Source organism: Metabacillus litoralis (genome assembly GCF_003667825.1).
Classification (GTDB): domain Bacteria; phylum Bacillota; class Bacilli; order Bacillales; family Bacillaceae; genus Metabacillus; species Metabacillus litoralis_B.
On sequence record NZ_CP033043.1, the window covers coordinates 1,379,304 to 1,400,367 of the forward strand.

General features: G+C 32.8%; 16 protein-coding genes, 1 pseudogene and 1 riboswitch. Of the genes and pseudogenes, 1 reads left to right on the top strand and 16 read right to left on the bottom strand.

The features are described 5' to 3' along the window. Nucleotides 1-84: 84 nt before the first annotated feature. Nucleotides 85-167, bottom strand: a riboswitch (cyclic di-GMP riboswitch). Between the two features lie 265 nt (nt 168-432). The 13 genes and pseudogenes from D9842_RS06580 to D9842_RS06640 form a co-directional block, all read right to left on the bottom strand. Continuing rightward, nucleotides 433-609, bottom strand: a complete 177-nt coding sequence (locus D9842_RS06580) for a DUF2187 family protein (RefSeq protein ID WP_121661829.1) — start codon at nt 607-609, stop codon at nt 433-435. 321 nt (nt 610-930) lie between these two features. Then, the gene (locus D9842_RS06585; protein WP_121661830.1) at nt 931-1,827 is read right to left on the bottom strand and encodes a hypothetical protein; all 897 of its coding nucleotides are present in this window, start codon (nt 1,825-1,827) and stop codon (nt 931-933) included. A gap of 106 nt (nt 1,828-1,933) precedes the next feature. Beyond that, nucleotides 1,934-2,488 carry a UvrD-helicase domain-containing protein gene (locus D9842_RS06590; RefSeq protein WP_257535989.1) on the bottom strand — a complete coding sequence of 185 codons (555 nt, stop codon included), beginning with the start codon at nt 2,486-2,488 and terminating at the stop codon, nt 1,934-1,936. 384 nt (nt 2,489-2,872) lie between these two features. Continuing rightward, complete coding sequence (gene tatC, locus D9842_RS06595; RefSeq protein ID WP_121661832.1) at nt 2,873-3,607, bottom strand: twin-arginine translocase subunit TatC; 735 nt, start codon at nt 3,605-3,607, stop codon at nt 2,873-2,875. Nucleotides 3,608-3,670: 63 nt separating this feature from the next. After that, nucleotides 3,671-3,859 carry a twin-arginine translocase TatA/TatE family subunit gene (locus D9842_RS06600; RefSeq protein ID WP_121661833.1) on the bottom strand — a complete coding sequence of 63 codons (189 nt, stop codon included), beginning with the start codon at nt 3,857-3,859 and terminating at the stop codon, nt 3,671-3,673. An 18-nt stretch (nt 3,860-3,877) separates the two neighbouring features. Next, nucleotides 3,878-4,411, bottom strand: coding sequence for a RidA family protein (locus tag D9842_RS06605; RefSeq protein ID WP_121661834.1), 534 nt, complete (start codon nt 4,409-4,411; stop codon nt 3,878-3,880). 29 nt (nt 4,412-4,440) lie between these two features. Then, entirely contained in the window at nt 4,441-6,060 is a 1,620-nt protein-coding gene (locus tag D9842_RS06610) for a flavin monoamine oxidase family protein (protein WP_121661835.1), read from the bottom strand. Between the two features lie 577 nt (nt 6,061-6,637). After that, a pseudogene (locus tag D9842_RS06615) lies at nt 6,638-8,008 on the bottom strand (DEAD/DEAH box helicase family protein); the annotation flags it as partial. Nucleotides 8,009-8,431: 423 nt separating this feature from the next. Beyond that, on the bottom strand, nt 8,432-9,727 hold the full coding sequence (locus D9842_RS06620; protein WP_121661836.1) for a class II D-tagatose-bisphosphate aldolase non-catalytic subunit: 1,296 nt from the start codon (nt 9,725-9,727) through the stop codon (nt 8,432-8,434). A gap of 26 nt (nt 9,728-9,753) precedes the next feature. Continuing rightward, a complete protein-coding gene (locus D9842_RS06625) occupies nt 9,754-10,839 on the bottom strand; it encodes a PTS fructose transporter subunit IIC (protein ID WP_121661837.1) in 1,086 nt (361 codons plus the stop codon). 11 nt (nt 10,840-10,850) lie between these two features. Next, nucleotides 10,851-11,165, bottom strand: a complete 315-nt coding sequence (locus D9842_RS06630; RefSeq protein WP_121661838.1) for a PTS fructose transporter subunit IIB — start codon at nt 11,163-11,165, stop codon at nt 10,851-10,853. After that, nucleotides 11,162-11,638, bottom strand: coding sequence for a PTS sugar transporter subunit IIA (locus tag D9842_RS06635; RefSeq protein WP_162987335.1), 477 nt, complete (start codon nt 11,636-11,638; stop codon nt 11,162-11,164). The genes D9842_RS06630 and D9842_RS06635 overlap by 4 nt, the downstream gene beginning before the upstream one ends. Beyond that, nucleotides 11,607-13,622 (bottom strand): BglG family transcription antiterminator, encoded by a 2,016-nt coding sequence (locus tag D9842_RS06640; RefSeq protein ID WP_121661840.1) that lies wholly within the window; start codon nt 13,620-13,622, stop codon nt 11,607-11,609. The genes D9842_RS06635 and D9842_RS06640 overlap by 32 nt, the downstream gene beginning before the upstream one ends. A gap of 226 nt (nt 13,623-13,848) precedes the next feature. Between D9842_RS06640 and D9842_RS06645 the strand changes: the two genes are divergently transcribed. Beyond that, entirely contained in the window at nt 13,849-14,562 is a 714-nt protein-coding gene (locus D9842_RS06645; RefSeq protein ID WP_121661841.1) for an HAD family hydrolase, read from the top strand. A 609-nt stretch (nt 14,563-15,171) separates the two neighbouring features. Here D9842_RS06645 and D9842_RS06650 read toward each other — a convergent pair. From D9842_RS06650 to D9842_RS06660, 3 genes are read right to left on the bottom strand one after another with little or no spacing between them, the layout of a single operon-like run. Beyond that, a complete protein-coding gene (locus tag D9842_RS06650) occupies nt 15,172-17,313 on the bottom strand; it encodes a DEAD/DEAH box helicase (protein WP_121661842.1) in 2,142 nt (713 codons plus the stop codon). Nucleotides 17,314-17,323: 10 nt separating this feature from the next. Next, a complete protein-coding gene (gene brxD / locus D9842_RS06655) occupies nt 17,324-18,607 on the bottom strand; it encodes a BREX system ATP-binding protein BrxD (protein WP_121661843.1) in 1,284 nt (427 codons plus the stop codon). 21 nt (nt 18,608-18,628) lie between these two features. Further along, nucleotides 18,629-21,058: a PglZ domain-containing protein gene (locus D9842_RS06660; RefSeq protein WP_121661844.1), complete on the bottom strand. Its 2,430-nt coding sequence runs from the start codon at nt 21,056-21,058 to the stop codon at nt 18,629-18,631. Nucleotides 21,059-21,064: the final 6 nt, after the last annotated feature.

Here is a 21,064-nt window from a genome sequence, read left to right on the forward strand (position 1 = left end):
TATGTGTTCCTCCTCTATATTATAAGAATCAAAAAAGACCCACCCAAATAGGTGGATCATACCGACGTATCATTCTCCATCTTTTTAGGCGACTCGGCCACCATAGCATTTGCTTTAGGCCCGTAGTTTTGCGTCCCTACTTTTAAATAGGTTTGCCGTTATCTAATGGTGTGTATGTTATAGGATAATTTTACTAGATAATAGATTGTTTTTAAATAAAAATTTGCTAATAAATAATTATAATAGATTTGTCTTTGAGCTCTATTTTTAAGTATTTCGATGTAATTAGAATGGAATTCAAGTCATTGAGGTTTATTGGATTTCTTTCTTGATTTTTTCGAGTAAAAGATTTAAGCAAAATAAAAAAACACCCCCATGATTTATTGGAGGTAAGTACGTGTAGCCTTATTAAGAAGAATAAGCTCATCCAGTTTACTTTTTTATTTTGTAATTTTTATGATTCACAATCGTTTTCAGTGGTTCATTTTTTTCTTTTGACATACCGTAATCGACCATTACAGAATTTTCCCTAATCCCTAATACGACACCTTCATAGGTTTCACCCTCGCGTTTAAAGGATATTACATCACCAATTTTTGCAGTCGCCATTTATATCACCTCGCTTTTTTATCATGTCCAAAAAGGGCAATGAAATACGGACTTAATTTTCTATCATTTTGTATGAATACCCACTTTTCTTGATATTATAAATTATAACTTGATATTCCTCTGAGTTAGTTTAAGACTTATTGTGTATATCTGAATTAATTTATTATTAGGTGTGAGTCATCGAGATCAATTGGAACCCTGTTATAAATTAGTTCTAGCATTCCTTTACTACTTATTTAATATTAGCTAAACGAGAAGCACTATATGTTTCACCAATTTTAAACTTGAAGCCTTTCTCCCTAGTACCTACTCCATATTATCCTATTTATTAAATTCCTTAATTTCTCTCCACGAATTAAAGTAATTTGCATTTTGACCCTCTCTTTCATGGACTACTCGACTTTTCTTATCTTCAAACTGTTCTTTGTTCAAACAAGCAAATGATAAATCTTTGAAGTTATATCCAACAACAACATCCACATCTTTCATCTTTTGTTTTTGTACTTCGAAGGTTTCAAATGCATCGATTTTGTAAACTTGATATGGTAAGGTTGAATCTTTGTAGGCATTTTCGAATTGTAAATGCTTTACTCTAATCCTTACTACTTCCTTTTCACCTATTGGGACTGATATGTGATAAGGGAAATCATGATTAGACGTTCTAGACACTTTATAGCCTTCAGATTGTAATAGATCAGATACACGTTGTATAGCTATTTCTTGATCGTACTTTTTCATAGTGGTGTTCTTAATTCTAGGTAATTCAAGAACACTTTTATCAATACCAAAGGATAAATAATCTAAACCAAACTTCTTTTCCATCCCATTTGAAATCAATCTGGTTATCATTCTTATACGCTTTAATTCTTCAGTTTTAATAAAGAACTTACCTTTCAACCAACCATTAGCATCAGAATCTACCAAGAGCTGATTCATATCATCATAAATATTTAATGATTTTAAGAATTTTCCTTCTAATCTAAGTTCAACATATTTAATTGGTACTGGTTTTTTTTCATCATGAGGATATTTAATTCCCCCATATTGTATTGTTCCAATTTGTTCACTAGATTCGAATAGTTCCTTATGGGTAAATAGTTTAATTGATTCCTTACTTGATAATGGGACTTTGCATTGTAAATGAACCTGATTAAACAGAAAAATTATTTTCAAAAAGAACTTCTGTGCTTTTTCATATGGATGAATGGATTCACGCATAAAACTCCCCCACTTTCGACTTTAAGTATAAGATCATCTATTTCATTTCAAAATCAGCCTTACTCTCTCCCATATATGTAAGTACTCCATTGGTATATGTCAAAATTCAATTAGCTTTTTCGATTCGATCATTTTGTTGTTTTCTTTCTTCAACTACTTCATCCAAATACTGAGTATCTTCATTCAATTTCTTAGCTTGGCGAGCAACCAGTCGCATTTCTTCAAAGAAGTTTTTTGCTTTAATAATGCCAGGCTCCGGTCCCCTTCGTTTGGTGCTCTGAGGTGCGATTATCTCTCCCTCTATTTCACGCTTTACAACCTTATTTTTTAATAAGGAATGTTTTTTATAAAAGTTCCAAGCAAAAGTCACAATTTGATGTGTGTTACGATAGTTGATCGACAACACCTTTGATCTCCCTTGAAAGCTTAACCCCGTGTCTTGAAGGTATGATCGTTTACGGTTGTAAATGGTTTGTGCTCGATCTTCCACTAAAAGTAGAGATTGTGTTTGTTCATTAATAAGCAAACTAACTAAACGTAGCCAGTCCGCTTCAAAATCTTGCCCCTCATCTATTAAAACTGCATCATATGTGGGGAGGATAGCTTCTTTCTTTTCTAGCTTTTCAATGATAGTAGGAAGTTGATGTTCACTAATTTTCAAATCATGTTTTAACCAAGCATGAAAGTTACGAACAGTAATATGTTTGTTTTGAATCGTATTTGTAGCAGGATCAAAATCAAATAAATCTTCAGGTTCGTTTAATATATGTGTGGTGTAGCTTGAAGCGGCAAAACGATCATCCTAGCTAGTAGGGCTAAAATGTTATACCACCATTTTTTCATTTCCTAGAATCCCCAAAGTTTTGTAACTATCCATCGAAGGTTTAACTGTCCCCCTAACAAATTTGTTTTCACAAGTCTGTCTTACACATAATGAATAAAAAGGTACTTCTGGTATTTATCATTTGTTAATCAAAAAAGCGTTATCCTTGTTGGATATCGCCTTCACTTCAAAATTCATAAATATTACCTATATCCTTAGTAATTAACTAGCTTGTTTTAGAGAATTCTCTCGTTTTACTTTTTTCTTATAGATGAATTTAGAAATTGAAATACTAATTTCATATAAAAGAAATAACGGAACCATGACAATTAATGCAGATATAAAATCAGGGGGAGTAACCAGAGTTGATATAATGGTTAACAGTAAATATGCTAGTTTTCTTGTTTTAGCTAGTTGTAATGGATTTATAATCCCTATTTTTGTAAGTAACATAATTAATATAGGCATTTCAAATAAAAATCCTAAAGGTAAGGTTAGATTTAATAAAAACTTGAAATACTTATCAACCGTGTACATTGTATTCATATGGTCTGCAGCTAACGTACTCAAAAAGGAAAATACATTCGGAAAAAGGATGAAGTAACCAAATGAAATCCCAATTAAAAAGCAAAATAAGATAAGAGGTATGTAGAGTATGATTGTTTTTATTTCATGTTTTTCTAAACCTGGGCTCACAAATCTCCAAATATGATAGAAGACTATTGGGGTTGAACATACTAAAGAAAACGATCCAGCAATCATAAAATAGACCCATAAAACATCACTTGGTCCTAGAATTGTAAGCTCCTGTTCAGCAGAATAAACAATTACGTTATAGATTTCTTCCACAAATAAAAAGGCAAGAACTAAAAATAAAACAAAAGAAACTAAAATAAAAATAAACCTCTTTCGTACCTCTTCTAGATGTTCCACCACATTCATTTTCGTCATACTCATTTTTTCACATCCTATTTACAAATAAGGAGATGTAACATGTTGATTACATCTCCCCTTTTATGATTATTCTTTTACCTTTTTTGTTGTATCTTCTTCAGAATCTCCAGAAACTAAATCTCGTGTGGCACTTTTAAACTCACTTAGTGTCCGACCAAAGGCACGACCAATTTCAGGTAATTTAGAAGGACCAAAAATAACTAATGCTATAATTAGGATTAATATTAAACCTGGTACTCCAATATTTTGGATCATACAAAATGCCCCCTATTTTTATTTGCCTTTATAATTAACCTCAGCTTCGATCTCTATTAACCAATCTGAATTTACTAAACTATCAACTCCAACTGTTGATCGCGCAGTTTTAACAGGATTCTCTTTTGTATTAAAGAATTTTGCATAAGCATTAAACCAGCCTTGATAATCTTGTTTGTTCCCTTTGTTCGGATCAGGTGTTATATAGACTCTTAGGTATGTAACATCAGACATAGAAAGTCCTTTAGCCTCAAGATCATCTTTAAACTTTGACAAAATGCCAATTGCTTGTGTTTCTGTATCTCCATATCTTTCATAAGCTGTTTTTCCATCTTTGTTTAACAGTGGAGGTACCGTCCCACTATAAGATAGTGTGTGATAATTATGAGGTACTGCAACAGAACTAGAAATAGACGAGCTTGCACTACCGAAAAAAGTAATTTTATTCGATTTTAAAGCTGCCTCTTCACTCCCTGCACTTGCAGAGAAACACGCTATAAGACTTGTACCTATAATAGCTGAGGCTGCTATCGTTTTAACCTTTTTTTTCATCCTAAAACTTCCCTTCCAAATAATTTTTTTTATCCTGCCTTAACAACATTTCCTTCTTTCATGACTTCTTCATGAATACGACTTACAACTATTTGTGCAGATTCAATTGCGCCTGCCATCCAGCCTGTTAGATAACTTAGGTGTTCACCAGCTAAATGAATCCGTCCTTGAGGTTGGTTTAATATTGGGTAATAATTTTTTAGATCTGAATCAGAATATGAAGCCCATCCTCCCTCATTGTATTTAATTTTGTGCCATGCAACGGAGAATGAACTTTCGAAATTTTCAGTATACTGAGGATGGATCTTTGCTCCCTGTTTTAAAGCAAGCGCTTCTCTTTGAGAAAGTGACAAATTACCATATTTAACTGCATTGCTTCCAAAGTTATAGTAACCTATTAAAATACCTTTTGTTGAGAGGAAGTCATTAGATGGATACCAAATTTGTGAAATATCCATGTTTGTTGTGGTAATACCACCAAGAATGCGCTCCTCGTTCTCCCAGAAACGATCTTTAAACTGCAGTGCAATTTTTCCAGTTGTCGCGTAATTAATATTCTTGATTGCATTTTTCATTTCTGCTGTAAAGTCAGCAGGAATATTTTTTAACACAGGTAATGGAATCGTACAAACACAATAATCACCGATTATTTCTTTCTTTTGTCCATTTTCAGATTTATAGACAATTCTGACACCTTCAGAAGATTGTCTTATCTCAGTTACTTCCACACCAAATGTAATTTTTCCATGAAGCTTATTTTCAAAGGCTTTCGGGATTTGATCCATACCACCAACTGGTTGAAACATAAGCGGCTGTTGTTGAAATGAATAATCCCCACTTATACTGTGCATCATTCCTGATTCAAGTAATTCTTTAAAGTTATTAGGTTTGTTAATTGTACCTGGTTTCAAACCTCCCCCAGGTAATTCCTGATAACCTCCTCTAGAGGATCCAGTATAAGTAAAGTCTGATTTTAAATCTCCTTCACTTTTTAAATAAGATTTAATCCTTTCGATATCCTCACTAGTTAAAGTCTGATCTAATGAGCCGTGGTTTGCCTTAGCCAATAGCTCTGAGATATAACCTCTCGCATCTGCTTTTACGGTACCTTTTCGAATTTTTTTTCCAGATAAAGGCCCGACACCTTCCTGGTAGTAATAAGAAAATTCATTGTTATTACAAAAGACCTCCAACTCAACTCCGAGCTCTTTACAGTAATCAAGTGTTACATGATGCTGTGGTATCCTAGCAGGTCCTGCGTTCATGTATTGCCCTTTTTCAAATTTTGCCGTCTGCCTAACACCGTTTATTTCGGTTTCTTCCGTACCTTTTCTTACTGTCCAATTACGCCCACCAGATCGTTTTCTCGCTTCAAGAATTTTGCAATCATATCCGGCTTTACCTAATTCATAAGCAGCTGTCATTCCTGCGATACCTGCACCTAGAATAATGACTTTTTTTCCTATTTTATTCCCATTTGATAGATCGCTTTTCTTAGGAGACTTAAATTCTTTCGCACTTGCCATTACAGGACTTGCAAACATCCCAAGAGACTCCATAGCTCCCCATACTGCAACAGCACCCCCTACTTTTCCAACCTGTTCTAAAAAGTCTCTTCTTGTTATTTCTTTTTGATGTTTTTTTGTCATATCTTTACCCCTTTCTATTAGAATAAGATAATCATAAGGGGAATAGTTTATAATACATACAACCTTGGGAGAGTATCTACCAAAAAATAACAAAAATAATATATTATACCTAAAATTCAAGATACTATTGTTTGCTTTTTCTATTAAATTAGCTAATTAGTCATGCAAATTCACATAATTTTTGGGAGCAAAAAATAGGTCTGTAGAACTGTGAGAAAAAACATTGGTAAGATCAATACTTTTAAAACAGCTAAAAGATCTAAATCCTTTCAAAGTCATTTTTTATGTAACAGTCTATTGTAAATATCTTAATAATAACTCATGAAATGGTAAGCATAAGAACACCTATATATATCTACCTAGGTTAAAATTGTGGTAGCAATTTTTACCAAATAAAAATGAGGTCATCATTTGAAGCAAAAATTTTTAATATTTATCTCAACTTTGACTTTTTGGTTTGTTTTTGGCAGACCGCATTAATATTCAGGTATTTTTGAAGGAAGCACTGGTAAGGTTTCTTGAGCTTCCTTCGCTTAGTGAAACGAAAGAAGCAAGAGATTCGTCCCCTTGCTTCTACAGCAGCGGCATGGTGAAATTCATCGACAATGATATAATCGTAAAATTCACTCGTTGTTTTTTCATATAACTTTTTACTGTTAAAGCTTTGAATACTTGTAAATAAAGTATCTAACGATGATGGAACATGATTGCCTACTAGCATTTCACCAAAGTTTTGGTCTTTTAAAATCCCGCGAAAGGTATCTAATCTTTGTTTTAAAATTTCCTCTCTATGAGCTACAAATAAGAATATTGCTCTATTCCCATTACTTGTATAAAATCGTTTGAAATCAAATGCAGATATAACGGTCTTTCCAACCCCTGGAGCCGCAACAACGATATTCTTATATCGACCAAACACCATACGTTCAACCTCTAGCTTTTCTAGAATTTCCTTTTGGTAATGAAATGGTCGAATATCAAAGACAAAACTCAAATCTTGGTCAGTTGGTTGCTTCTTTTTAGATAAAGCTTTCCGAAGTAACTCCTGATCTTGCTGATTTGTATAATCAAATGGTTGAAATTCCTTGTCATTCCAATAGCTTTCAAATGTAGCTTCAAATTTTCTAACGATATCAAAGGAATCCTTCTCCGTTACCTTCAAATTCCACTCTAGCCCTGAGGTTAACGCAGGATTTGATAAATTGGAAGAACCAATATATGCAGTTGTAAAGCCTGTGTCTCTTTTAAAAAGGTAAGCCTTTGCATGAAGTCTAGTTCGTTCAACATCATAGGAAACCTTGATCACTGTATTAGAAAGCTTACTCAATTCTTCAATCGCTTTAAAATCAGTCGCTTCCATATACGACGTGGTAATAACTCTTAACTCTCCACCTCGATCAGTAAACTCCTTCAATTCCTCAATAATTCACCTAACGCCACTCCACTTAATAAAAGAAACAAGCATATCTATTTGATTAGAAGTCAAAATCTCTTTCTTTAACTCCCCAAGCATATTTGGCTCATAATTTGATCCAGTAAATAAAGAGCTTTGCGAAATTGGTGTTACTGGTCGAATAACTTCATCCCTTCTAATACTCTTTATAGAATTAAGACGTGAATAAATCGAAGTAAGAACTTCTCCCTCTTCCTCAATTTGTAAGCTTCTAAACTCTTCATCATCAAGCTTCATACTAAGCAGCTCAATGATCTCATTACACACCTTAATTTGTTGAAATAATGCTTCAGAATCTTCATTTTGATTTTCTCTAAGGGATTTTAGTGCTTTTCTTGTGATTGTAGATATGTAGGAAGAAAGCATTTTTCTAGCTTCTTCTATGTCGAGCTTTTCTTTTCCTAGTTCAAATGAGCTATTATCAAGGTTTGCTAGTTCATTTTTTAATTTCTTATTTATGATTTCTTCGTAGATTCCTAGTTTGAGCGATTGCACCTCGGATAGAACACTTTTTTATCCTTATTTTAACAGAAATTGATATATACCTGTTTTAGTCTCATGATTACAGAAAAAAAGAAATGAAAAAGTAGGAGGATTGATGAGGAAACTATTTAGCTTACTTCAGCGAATATAACAATTATTCAGGAGACGTATCTTTCTAATTTAAATTGTTTGATAACGTTATTAAAGCAGGAACGATAGAAGGGGCGATTTACTACCTATCCTCAATTCAATGAACACCGATAGTTGACTCTATAAAATAAATAATATACATTTATTTTATAGAGAATCTCTAAATGTCGATGTTGGATCACTATTATCCAACACTATTTTGACATGCATAGAGTTTCCGACTGCCAATCTGAACCCTATGCACATCAAATAGAAATGACATTTGTCTTGGAAAAAAAGTACTCTTTAACCTATTTGAATCACTTCGGAGGATTGTAGTTTATCTATAATTCTCGAAGTGGACCCTTTTAAGTTATAGCATTCAACATAGTCACGAATTGGACGTTTAATATGATCTACGACAAATCTTTGTCCATTAATGTTTAATTTGCTTAAGTTTGAATATAGCTTATTAATCTCTTCTTTCACTTCTGCATCATTAAACGTATAGTGACCTGCAATATCTAGGATTTCCGCAGATAATTCGTTATCTTTCATAATTTCTTCAACTGTTAAATTCCTTTGATCTCCGACCATCCATTTTCTCCAACGTTCACTTTTAATTGCATGAACTAAAAGGGTTTTTCTTATTTTAGATTGATCCTCAATTAAACCATAATCTACTAATCTTTGTTCAACTTCTGCAAGTTTTAAATATGCTCTTGTTTCCTCTGTTCCATACTGTGGAGCAACATTTGTTGCAACAATATTGGAAGGTATATGCTCCATTAGTGTTACATCATCGAGGTAGTCTCCATTGTGTTCTTTTAATCCGACCCCGTACTTTTTTGCCATTTGCGCAAGCTCGTATGCATTATGGAAATTAAACGTTCCAGCTTGTTCTGTTTTTCTTGTCAACGTTCCTGTTTGACCCACAATAAACGTTGGCATTGGAAGACCTTTACTTCCAAGTTCTTCTTTTAATCTATTAATAAAAGTTTCATACGTTTCTGTGGATGTTAACCCTCCATTTGTTTCTTCTGTCCCTACTTCATAGCCGATTTCAGGTAAGTTTCTTTCTGTTCTTTCCTTTTCACAGTACTCAATTAGTTCAACCGTTCGACTAATGACCGTTTCTAATGGAACAACTTTCCCTACTTCAAACGGATCTTTCGTAGGATCAATCATCAGCAAGTCAAAACCAGCTTCAATATCTGCTAGATAAGATTTCTTTCCATACTCCATCGCTTGTTCTGCGGGTAAATGATCGTTTCTTTCTTTATCTCTTTGCCAAGGACCACCATGATCGCGACAGACATAATAGAGACCATCAAATTCTGTTTCCTTAGCCGTATTGCGAATGGCTTCTACAAAGGTTTGTTGATTCCAACCATTTACATAGCCACCACCTAATTCGTCCATATCAACCTGATTACGACTAGCAATAAACATTACTGGAAAATCCTCGTCTCTAGCTAATTCAAAACTTGCTTGTAATAGATTAGCTGACATTGGTCCAATCCCAAGTAATGTAGCGCCTTTCCCTTCTTTTTGAAGCTCCAATATCGCTTCTACAGTTGATTTAATCGGTACATTTTTCACGTTCATTCCTCCTAAATTACTTTTTGTTAGACTGCTTCTGTTACATTCTTTTTATCTTCTATAGTTGGCTTTGCTACAACATCTGGTTTTGTAAAATGTAATATACCAGCGGTTACAACTGTTCCAATTAACATTGCTAAGAAGTACCACAGTTTCCCATCAACAGCACCAATAACAATTAATCCTCCGTGCGGAACAAAGGTTCCAACATTATGAAGCATTCCTAGTCCCCCACCAACAGCACTACCAATCATGATCGCAGGAATTACACGTTTCATATCTTTAACAGCAAATGGAATAGCTCCTTCTGTTATACCGATTAACCCCATGAATCCGGCACTAACACCCAATCCACGTTCTTCCTCAGTATATTTTCTTCTTGAAATGAAGGTAGACAAAGCCATCCCTAATGGCGGAATTGCTACTGCAATTCTATGCGCACCATTGGGTTCAAAAATTCCTTCAGCCATTAATGCTAATGTAAACGCTGTAACTGTTTTGTTAATTGGACCACCCATATCAATTGCTGTAAAAGCTCCAATAACTATGCCTAATATGATTGCACTACCACCTTGTAGCGATGCAAATAGAGTAAATACACCATCAACAAGACCTGCTAGAGGATTAGCCAAGAAATAAATATATCCCATGCAAGTAATAAACGTTGTTATGATTGGTATGATTAAGATAGGCATAATCGTCTTGATTGTGGTTGGAACTTTCCATGTCTTAACATACTTTGCGATATACCCCGCAACAATACCTAAAATCATAGCACCGAGGAAGCCCGTCTTAACTCCATCAAGACCAACAGGGTTATTGGCGATAAAGCCCGCTATCATCCCTGGAATTAATCCTGGTTTTCCCGCAATAGAATATGCAATATACCCTGCTAATATTGGAATCATCATCGCAAAGCCAGCAGAACCTATTACATTTAAGTTTTGAAGAAAAGGATTTGTAACAACCATTCCTTCATCAGTTGCCGTTCCGGATGCTAATGCAATCGCTAGAAATATCCCACCTACTACTACTGAAGGCATCATGAAAGAAACACCTGTACTAAATGCCTTTTTAAGCTCTTCCCCCACTCTTTTCCAATTGGTTGCCATAGTATTTCCTCCTATAAATTTTCTAATTGGTCTACGACACCCTTTACATTCTTAATGACGTTTGAAGGATCCAGGGTTAAAACCTTACCTTGGTCTTGTTTTTCCTCAAATCGTTCTTCTCCTTCAATTCCAATCGCAATGGCTAAAATAACTGCATCAGCACCATTAATTTCTTCTTCTGTTAACTCATTGTCGATTCCCATTCCACCTTGAGTTTCAATTTTGACTTCATAGCCTCGCTTTGCACATTCCTTTTCTAATGCTTCTTGTGCCATATAAGTATGTGCAATTCCTGTAGTACACGCTGTAACCCCAACAATTTTCACTTTACATTCCCCATTTCTTCAGCATAAATATTTTCTTCAATGCATTTTAATAGCTGATAGGCTTCATTAACCGTTTCAGCTTCAAGTAAGCTACTTCTAAAATTTTCATTCATTAGATTCTTACTAATTTCAGCTAAAATTTTTAAATGCAGCTTATCTTTTTGATCCATTGGAACACCAATCATAAAAATTAACTGTGCTTTTTCCTTGTTATTTTCATCCCATATTATTGGCTCCTTAGTTCTCATAAAGGTAACAAAGGGAGATATAACAGCATCTGATTTACCATGAGGGATACTTACATTAAAACCAACTGTTGTTGGAAATACTTCTTCTCTCTTTAGAACAGCATTTACATAAGTATCAACATCATTAATCATTCCAGTCTTAAACACATCTTCACTCATATTTTTTATGATCTCATTACGGCTTGTTAACTCATTATTTAAATAAATGAACTCTTTCTTTATCAACGTTATCACCTCCTTCAATTAGATGTAATATTCCTGTTGCTGTATTAGCTGATAAATATTCCTTAACACTCTTTCTTGTTTCTATCAATTTATAGATATCACTTAGTATGTTTTTAACGTTTTTAAGGTCATTAGGCGAAATACAAATGAGTATAACTGTATCAACTTTCGTTCCCCCCCAATCAAGCATATCCTCTGTGGTTAAAATCAAGATTCTTGTATTAACCACAAATTTGGGCGTACCATGGGGAATAGCAACTCCTGTATCCAAAGCTGTTGTTCCCACCTTTTCTCGGTTGTAGACAGACTCTTCGAATCCAGGTAGAATATCATTTGACTTTTTTAGCTTCTGAATTAAAAAATCCAATACTTCCTTCTGATCTCTCATTTTATTATTTAAGAAAATAGAATCCGCATGAATAAACTTTGATAAGTGCGGAATATCTGGATAATTACCTAAGACTTCCTTTTGTTCTTCTTTTATTAAAAATAGGTCTGCATAAAAGTTTATAATGTTTTTAATATCTGTATTGGATACTAATGGAGAAACATAGATTACTGGTTTAGTAGTAATCTTTATTGGAATTGCTGAGATGATAAAATCAACAGTTTCAATATTTATTTGATAAAGCTTTTCAATTTGAATAACTTCTATTACACATAAAGCGGGTAGGACTTGCTTTACTTTGTTTGCAATTAGCTCAGAAGTACCAATTCCATTAGGGCAAACGATTAAGACTTTTCTATAACTTGTATTTCTTTCTAATGCTGCTTGAAAATGAACCATCATAAATGCTACTTCATCTTCAGTTAAATGGACATCAAATGCTTCTTCAATTATCGATGTGACAAACCAGCTAACACCCATCATGACTGAATATTCATCTTTGATTTGATTCAATAGAGGATTTTTTACGATAATGCCTGTTTTCATTCGATAAATCATAGGTATTATATGAGAAACTAACCCTTCAAATAGCTTCTTATCCTTTGTTAAGTCCACTTTCAGCACACTACTCATTTTCTGTATAATTTCTACAACAAGAGTTGTATATTTTTCGGTAATTGAATTTAGCTGATAAAGAGGTTCAATTCCAATTGCAACTAAATATTGATTTAGGTAGATTGTATCTTCAGTTGTAAAAAGTACTGATAATTCTTGTTGTATATCATCGAGGATATTTTTAGCTAATAAATATGTTTTGAGGTTGTTTACTTCATCAAAGATAAGGCTATTATTTATTACTTCTGAATGATGTTTTTGTTTTGAGGCCCTATAGCAGAGGACCACAATTGTATTGAATAGGGTTGTTAAATAATGTTCGGCAATCGGGTTGGCTAAACTTTTTTCAACTTTCCTCACTGCGCTAAAACAAGTATTTACGATTTCAGTTGGATAATGTTGAATTAGTACATTTCTAAATTTATCAATTCCAGGATTATCCTCAACTTTGGACTTTTTATACAATTCTTCATTAAATATTTTTAAAGTATATTGTATTTGGGATTCTGTTCCCGTTATATAGGTTCCCTTTTGGTCCCCCTTAATTTCTACAGTGTAACTATTTAAGTCTGAATGAATCTTCTCCATATCAGCAGCAATAGAAGATTTGCTAACAAAAAATTGATCAGATAATCCCTGATATGATAGTACCTTTTCCTCTATCAACAGCATTTTGGTAATTTGTACTTTTCTATCTTGAGGTGAAAGATCTTGAATTTCCCCATTTTTAAATTTGGTTTTTAAATATTTTAGAACATCCAATTTTTTATTCATTTCCCCACTTATTTTGATTCCCATGCTAGGTTTCTTTTTAAGCATTAGCCCAAATTGACAAATGAATTTTTCCAATCCTTTTAAGTCGTTATGTAGTGTTCTTTGAGAAACTTTCAACATATCAGAGTAGTATTTAACTGTTTTATACTCTTGATTACTTAGCATCGTTTTTATTAAATGATATTGCCTTTTTGATAGTTCAATCATTTTCCCACCTCCTTTAGAATTGCATTATTTCCATTAATAACACAATTGCAAGTTTGCTAAAAGTTTGTTAGCGCTTTCTTGATCTTATGTACTCATTTTATCATGTTATTTTATTTCGTTAATAACAGGTTATTACAACATCATTGTTGCAATTTTTAAACCTTGATTGTGAAATAAATATGTTATCATATTAATAAAGGCTATAAAAAGGGAGAGGAATGTGTATATGGATACTATCATTTTTGATGTAGATGACACGTTATATGATCAATTAAAGCCATTTAAAAATGCGTTCACTTCAAATTTTAAACATTTAACTGATATTTCGATTGAAAAACTCTATATTTCTAGCAGAAAGCATAGTGAACGGTTATTCGATAAAAGTGAAGCAGGAACTGTCTCATTACTAGAGTTACATACCTATCGGATCATGGCTGCATGCAAAGAGTTTGAAATTGAAATTAACGAAAATGAAGCTATTACCTTTCAAAGGACTTATGAAGAAGAGCAAAAGAAGATCACTCTTTATCCAGAAATCGAAAGGTTATTAGAATTACTAAGTCATAAAGGAAAACAGCTTGGTATTCTAACAAATGGACCTCACCAGCATCAACTGATGAAAATTAACCAGCTTGGTTTAACCAGATGGATTCCCGAAGAACATATTTTTATATCCGGAGCAATCGGAAGTGCAAAACCAGCTCTTCTTGCTTTCGAAACCGTTGAAAAAAAGCTTCTCTTAAATAAAAATCATACCGTGTACATTGGAGATTCATTTGATAATGATGTAATAGGCGCAAAGAAAGCTGGATGGTATTCAATTTGGATGAATCATCGAAAAAAAGACATCCCCCTATCATCCATTCAACCTGATAAAATCATCCATACACCTAAAGAATTATTAGATTTAATGGTTGCTACTCATAACATTCGTAGCTAATAAAGAGAAAGCCAACATTTCCTATTATTTTTGGAGGGTTGGCTTTTGTTTTATTTAAAGTATGGGAAATGTAATGTGTATCCCGGATAATTCTAATAAAATACTTCATCCCCGGTAATCTAATCATTCAAAACGTTACTCCTTATTACCTTTAAGTACATTCTTCACAATGTCAGTTGATATTAAAATTTATGCTGCGTAGAATTTGTGTAATGTACATTAATTGTCTACTACAAACTATAAGATTACTACTCCAAAAACAATCTAAGCATTTTCACAAAAAACAAAAAACACCCCAAAACATTGATGTATTAACATTTAGGAGTGTTTTTTGTTTTTTAAAATTAACTCAATTTCATCTATAGATACCGGTGGTCGGAGTCGAAATTGGGCAAAAGGTATTGAGTTTATAAGAATTTGTACGAGCGATGTGTAAAATTTGTGTAAAAATATATCTTAGGCTACAAAAACTTATGAATAGTTTTAAATTCACCTTACTTAATTCCCAAAAATTAATTTACTAATGGTTTCTTATACTTAATGGTATACGCATTTTTTCATGTTCATTTCACCCACACTATAAAAAATTATATAATACAATTACACTTTTCAAATAAAATCTTTAATTCCTTTAATCTCAACTCTATTTAAGTATTTTAAGGTTGTGTCTATATCATATACATACTCAGCAGATTGTTCTTTTCTAAACTTTGATGGGAGGTATTTTTGATACTTTGAAAAGGAGACATCTGGTACGATCTCTTTCAGTTGCAATATTATATCTTTATCGTAAAATTCGCCATTCTTAACATGATTAATCACTGCTGTTATTTCAGATAATTCAGGGAGCATATCTCTATTCTCACATTTTAATTTGAAACCCTTCCAAGTTAAATTACTTATATCAAAACAATTGTTAGAAGTACGAATAGAATTGGCTATTGTATAATTTACTTTATTACCAGCATATGTAGTAAAAATATAACCATCTTTTCTTTCTTCAATGATTAAAGTGTTATCTTGTAATCCTGACATCCTTAGTTCTTCACGATATCTAGATAGGACTAATAATTCATTTGAATTTAAATAATTATACTTCTCTTCAGAAGTAACTATTTTTAAAATTTCTTGAGCAAGTTCATAAGGAAAAAACCTACTATCTGACATCCATCTTGGTGGTAGAGAGTGCTTTGCTTCTTCTACATAAACAATTGACCGTTCATAATCAATTTTTAATGTTTGCCAGTGGGCTCCTGCAAGAGTGAATAGAAATTCATCTCCAAGTGCATTAACATACCATCTCTCCAGAGTACCAATTGTTCTATTTTTAAAGCGTACCGTAAACTCTTTATTTGTTTCAAAGGTTGTGTAAAGTTCCATAAAATTACTTCTTCCAAATTTCTTTTCTGTTTCGGAATTAATAAAGATATTGTTCCTTTCAATTTGGATAAATTGTTCTTCTAGCATGTGATTTAATAGATCATAATAATCTGGTTGAGATATCGCAGAAAATGAATAGGACTTAGTCAAAATCTTGTAGGCTAGTTCTTTATTTATTCCCATATATGCTAAAGAAAGCATCAGAATCTGATGAAACATTAAATCAAATGACTTTTTAGTCACTTGAACATTTTCTACCCAACCTCTCATTGCCAAATTAAGAATAGCAATTGATATTACAAGTTTTTCCTCTTTTGTTGGAAAAAACACAAAATGTCCTACACTCCCCTTACGCCGCCCTGTTCGTCCCATCCTTTGAAGAAAAGATGAAACGGAATAGGGTGAATCAAGTTGTAATACTACATCTAAGTCCCCTATGTCAATCCCTAATTCCAGAGTACTAGTTGCAATAATAGTGCTGTTTTTACCTAATTTGAATTTCTCCTCAGCAACTTCCCTAAAATATTTATTAATAGACGAGTGATGAACATATGATTCTATTCCCTTTTCCTGTAATACATTTTTAATTCCTTCTGCACCAGTTCTGCTATTAGAAAATAATAATGCTTTCTTCCCAAAGGCTCTTTTATACACTTCATTTCCTATTTGTTCTTCATCATAAACATATTTAATTTCTATTTTCTTTGGCTTGTTTTCTTTAGGAGGGTCAATAACACCTCGTTGACGTTTACTGCTACCTTGTAGCCATTCACTTATTTGTTCAGGATTTCCGACTGTAGCAGATAAACCAATACGTTGAATATCATGGTTAGAATATTCTTGTATTCGTTCTAGAACTGCCATTAAGTGGACTCCCCTTTCTCCATCCGCAAATGAATGAATTTCATCTATTACTATTGACCTTACATTTTTAAACAGTTCACCTTTGTCTATTCTTTTGTTCAATAAAATAACTTCTAAAGATTCTGGAGTAATCATCAAAATACCCGAAGGTTCCTTGAAATACTTTTCTTTTTCCCCTCTTTCCACATCACCATGCCACTTAAAAGCATTCCGATATACAAAAGAGGAAAGTTTATTGAGTCGTTCTTCTTGATTATTTAATAAAGCCTTAATAGGAGAAACATAAATAACCGAAAGGCCTTCTAGCCCTTCGGTGTGTATATTATGGAGTATTGGAAAAAATGCTGCTTCAGTCTTTCCGCCGGCTGTTGGTGCTAATAATACCAGGTTCTTCCCGTTAATTACTTCGGGTATTGTCATCTCTTGAATTAATGTTAGACTTCTCCAGCCTAATTTTGAAATAATGCCATTTTGTAGAGGTTCACATAATATATGAAAATTACTCATTATACATCACCTAAAAGTTAATAATATGTGCCGATTCATTTTCCGTTTCTTCAACTAACTTTCGGACATCAGCATTAAATTCAAATTTCTCTTCTGGAATATAGGTTTCATACATCTCAGACTTATCTAAAATATCAACTAACGTCCTTAAGAATCCTCTTGGCTTTATGGCTATTTCTCCACCAAATCCTGTTGTCATTTCATTAACTAGATTTTCTAAAAACGCATCACTTACTTTTCTTGTAGCGTCCCAATTGAAAACATCTGAATGTATATCTCTTACTTTTCTTGCAACGGAATTTAACTTTTCTTTATTGAAAGAGTCTAGAAAAATTACTGGTTGCCGTAAGTTTCGGAACTGCTCATCCTTTTCCACTTTAAGCCTTTGATGAAGTGGCTCAAGACTCTTAATTCCACGTTCACTTTCCATTAATTCCGTAGTTCCTGTATATAAGAAGTAACAGTTAGGAAAACCATTACTATCTGCCTCATCAATAAACAAGCGTAAGTTCTCATAAGCATTATCTCTCATCTGCTTCGTCATTAATTTCTGCACAGTTTCAACTTCATCGAAAAGAATTAATAACCCATTATAACCAGTTGCTTGAATCATATGTAATAATGCTCTAAAAAACTCAAAAGCATTTTCTCTCATTACCTCACCTGTAACTTTTAATTCTGACTTATATTGCCTTGGCACCTTATCCCCTTTCAGCCATGCAACTCCTGCTTGCGAAAGTGCCGTGTTACCTTCATATTTAGCATTATAAAATGACCTAACAGCACTAGAAAAAGATGCTGCTATTGCTCCGATAACCTGTAGTTCAAGGTCAATTTGTTTTGTCATCTCTGCATTAAATGATTCCCGGTCTTCATCAGGATCTAATCCAGTTATTTCAATTACTTTATCTTCAACACTTAATAACCATTCCTCCAAGATAAATGTAAATGCTGGAACATTCTTGTTATCCTTAACCCGCATACCATCCATGATTTTTTTATATAAAACCTCAAATTTATGGAGTGGTGCTTCCTGAGAAATTACAACTGAAGATACAACAAAGTTTTTATCAAACGCTAATTCTCTTACAGATGTACTAAAAAAGGTTTTACCTGATCCATAATCTCCAATAACAAATTTAAAATCCGTTCTACCACTTTGTACGTCATTTAACTGGCTTTCTATTTGCTCTAGTTCTTTATCAATACCTACTGCAATTTTTTCCGTACCCTCAGCAGGAACTGTACCATTTCTTAATGCTTTTATAATATTACTTGTAACAGACTCACTCATTTGATTTCACCTACCTTAAATTTATCGTACTAATTTATAAACAATAATTTCACCTGCTGAACTGATATCTAACTTTAATTCTCCACTCTTTGTTAATTTTCGGTTCAAGCGCTTCATCATACCATCTACCATACCAGCTTCACCGAACTTATTAATAAGCATACTTTCAATATCTCTGGTTGTTAATTGATTCATTCGACTTAAAGTATCTAAAATTACTTTTTCTTTGTTGTTTAGAGATAGATTTAAACTTATTTCTTCTTCTCTTACAATCAATTTATAAATGATATCATTAATTGATTCATTAATGGCCATTTTTGTAGACTTTTTAGGTTTAATGTGAATAAATGGTAAAATGACTTCTTCAAAACTTGCTCCTCCATGGCTATATAAATCTCGTTCTCCTCCACCATAATAGTAGCCCTTATCCGTATAGGATAATTTATAGTCACCTATCTTAATACTTTCAGGAACTTCATTTGCGGAAACAACAAACCTAGATTTCACCATACTCGCATCATCCACTTTTATATAATGATTAATCTTTGCAAAACCATGGTCTGATGCAATAACGATATGAACATCTTCAGGTAGGGCATTGATTAACTCCCTGATACTTGCTTCAAATACCTCTATCTGTCTTTTATAAAAAACAGACAATCCTTGTGTAGAGGAATGGCCTTCCTTATCAAACATATTAAAAATGAGAATGTTTATACGCTTATCCATTAATAAAGAATCTCTTACTACTTGTTGTCTTGCTTCACTTTCTGATTTTGTTATATAATTAATTTCGCTACCATAACTAGAGCGAATGTTACTATAAATGGCTTCACGTGACAGAGAGGTAATTGATGGTAACATCGCTAAACTATGACCATAGGATACTTCCCTTTCGCCAAATAGGGATTGGAAATATGGTTCAACAACCTTCTTCCATGCGTCATACCTCATACCATCAAAAATAGCAAATACTACCTTATCCGTTTCTACTGGTACAAGTTTTGAAACGCTATGGTTTAATACTGGTTGCTCTGAACCGTGATCAAACCAGTGTGAATAATGATCTTCAATATACTTCGCAAATGATTTTCTGAAAACATTTAAAATATTATTTAATCTTATTTCTAAAGCCCCATATCTTCTAGATTCAATAAATGATTCTGTATCCAAAGTATATCTAATTTCGCTGAGTTCATATTCTAAGTTATATAACTTTTCAGTAAATAATTGAAACCATTGGTTGTAATCACTTATAGAGTTAATTAAATTGACTGTGTCCCCTTCTAATTCATAAATATTATCTAACCAAGTTACTAAGGATTTTAAAAACGTTTGTGCACTTATTACAGATTTAATTTGATAAGGTATACCTTCAACTATATTTGATACCTCTTTTAAATCCTCAAAGGAATACCTGTATAATTTTTTTGCACCTTCTAAATTAAAATCTTTCAAAACACTTTTTATTCCTGTAACAATCGATGTTGGGGAATTTTGATTTTCCTTAACGAATAAAACATAATCTTCTGCTTTTTGATATAAGGAAATATCACATCTTCTAATGAGTTTTTCTGCTTGATCTCGCTTTTGTAGATATAATTTCTTTTCTTTTCTTTCAACTCTTTCTGCCAAAGTAACTAATTCATTGAAATCTAAATCTTTCAACTCTGTGTAATCATTTTCTAAAACTTTTTGTAGGTTTTCATCCGTTAATTGATTAAATTGTTTTAGTACAAGAGAAATCCATATTGCATCATCAAAAGATTCAAATGAGGAATTTCTTATTTTATTTCCAACAAATTCAGCATGGAAATATTTAAATACTGATATGATTAAGTTTTGTAAATTAATCTCAACATCTAGTGGCTTATTTCTACTATAAACATCTAAAATGTTTCGATAGTATATATAGCAATCTGCCAAGTCAGTTAGTTTAGTTGCATCCATATCATAAATTGCGGATAGAAGAATTAGGTCTGTTTCTTCCCGACTGATATTTTTCTTTGGTATAGACTTCCTATACATAAGTAAACGTTCAAAGATTTTTCCAATATCAATTGCCCTATAGTCATTTATTCGCTCATGCCAATTTAGGCCTAGCTCAATCTGATTTAGAAAATCCTTTAAATTTACTTCATGAATCACCTTTTCATATGCGCGACTAGTAAAATCCTGTATTTTATTTATTAAATCGGGGTTATTAACAATAAAAATATAATAATCATCTTTATTTATTGCATGTTTAAGATGTTCATATCTTTTTCTAAACTCGTGATGGTCCTCTATCGTATAAACATGGTGAGGATATAGAAGAGCAATATCTATATCCTCAATGTTCATAAATAGACCATTATAATCCCTCAGAAATATAATTGGATGCATGGGAACAGTATCTTTTATCATTTCAATATATTTTGCTAAATAATACTTATAAATTTCGTTTGCCATTTTTTA

Bases quoted from the DNA above. Each gene is read 5' to 3' on its own strand.
- D9842_RS06610 (WP_121661835.1), bottom strand. From the start codon at position 6,060: ATGACAAAAAAACATCAAAAAGAAATAACAAGAAGAGACTTTTTAGAA.
- D9842_RS06645 (WP_121661841.1), top strand. From the start codon at position 13,849: ATGGATACTATCATTTTTGATGTAGATGACACGTTATATGATCAATTA.
- D9842_RS06605 (WP_121661834.1), bottom strand. From the start codon at position 4,411: ATGAAAAAAAAGGTTAAAACGATAGCAGCCTCAGCTATTATAGGTACA.
- tatC (WP_121661832.1), bottom strand. From the start codon at position 3,607: ATGAGTATGACGAAAATGAATGTGGTGGAACATCTAGAAGAGGTACGA.
- D9842_RS06640 (WP_121661840.1), bottom strand. From the start codon at position 13,622: ATGATTGAACTATCAAAAAGGCAATATCATTTAATAAAAACGATGCTA.
- D9842_RS06585 (WP_121661830.1), bottom strand. From the start codon at position 1,827: ATGCGTGAATCCATTCATCCATATGAAAAAGCACAGAAGTTCTTTTTG.
- D9842_RS06650 (WP_121661842.1), bottom strand. From the start codon at position 17,313: ATGAGTAATTTTCATATATTATGTGAACCTCTACAAAATGGCATTATT.
- D9842_RS06580 (WP_121661829.1), bottom strand. From the start codon at position 609: ATGGCGACTGCAAAAATTGGTGATGTAATATCCTTTAAACGCGAGGGT.
- D9842_RS06660 (WP_121661844.1), bottom strand. From the start codon at position 21,058: ATGGCAAACGAAATTTATAAGTATTATTTAGCAAAATATATTGAAATG.
- brxD (WP_121661843.1), bottom strand. From the start codon at position 18,607: ATGAGTGAGTCTGTTACAAGTAATATTATAAAAGCATTAAGAAATGGT.
- D9842_RS06625 (WP_121661837.1), bottom strand. From the start codon at position 10,839: ATGGCAACCAATTGGAAAAGAGTGGGGGAAGAGCTTAAAAAGGCATTT.
- D9842_RS06600 (WP_121661833.1), bottom strand. From the start codon at position 3,859: ATGATCCAAAATATTGGAGTACCAGGTTTAATATTAATCCTAATTATA.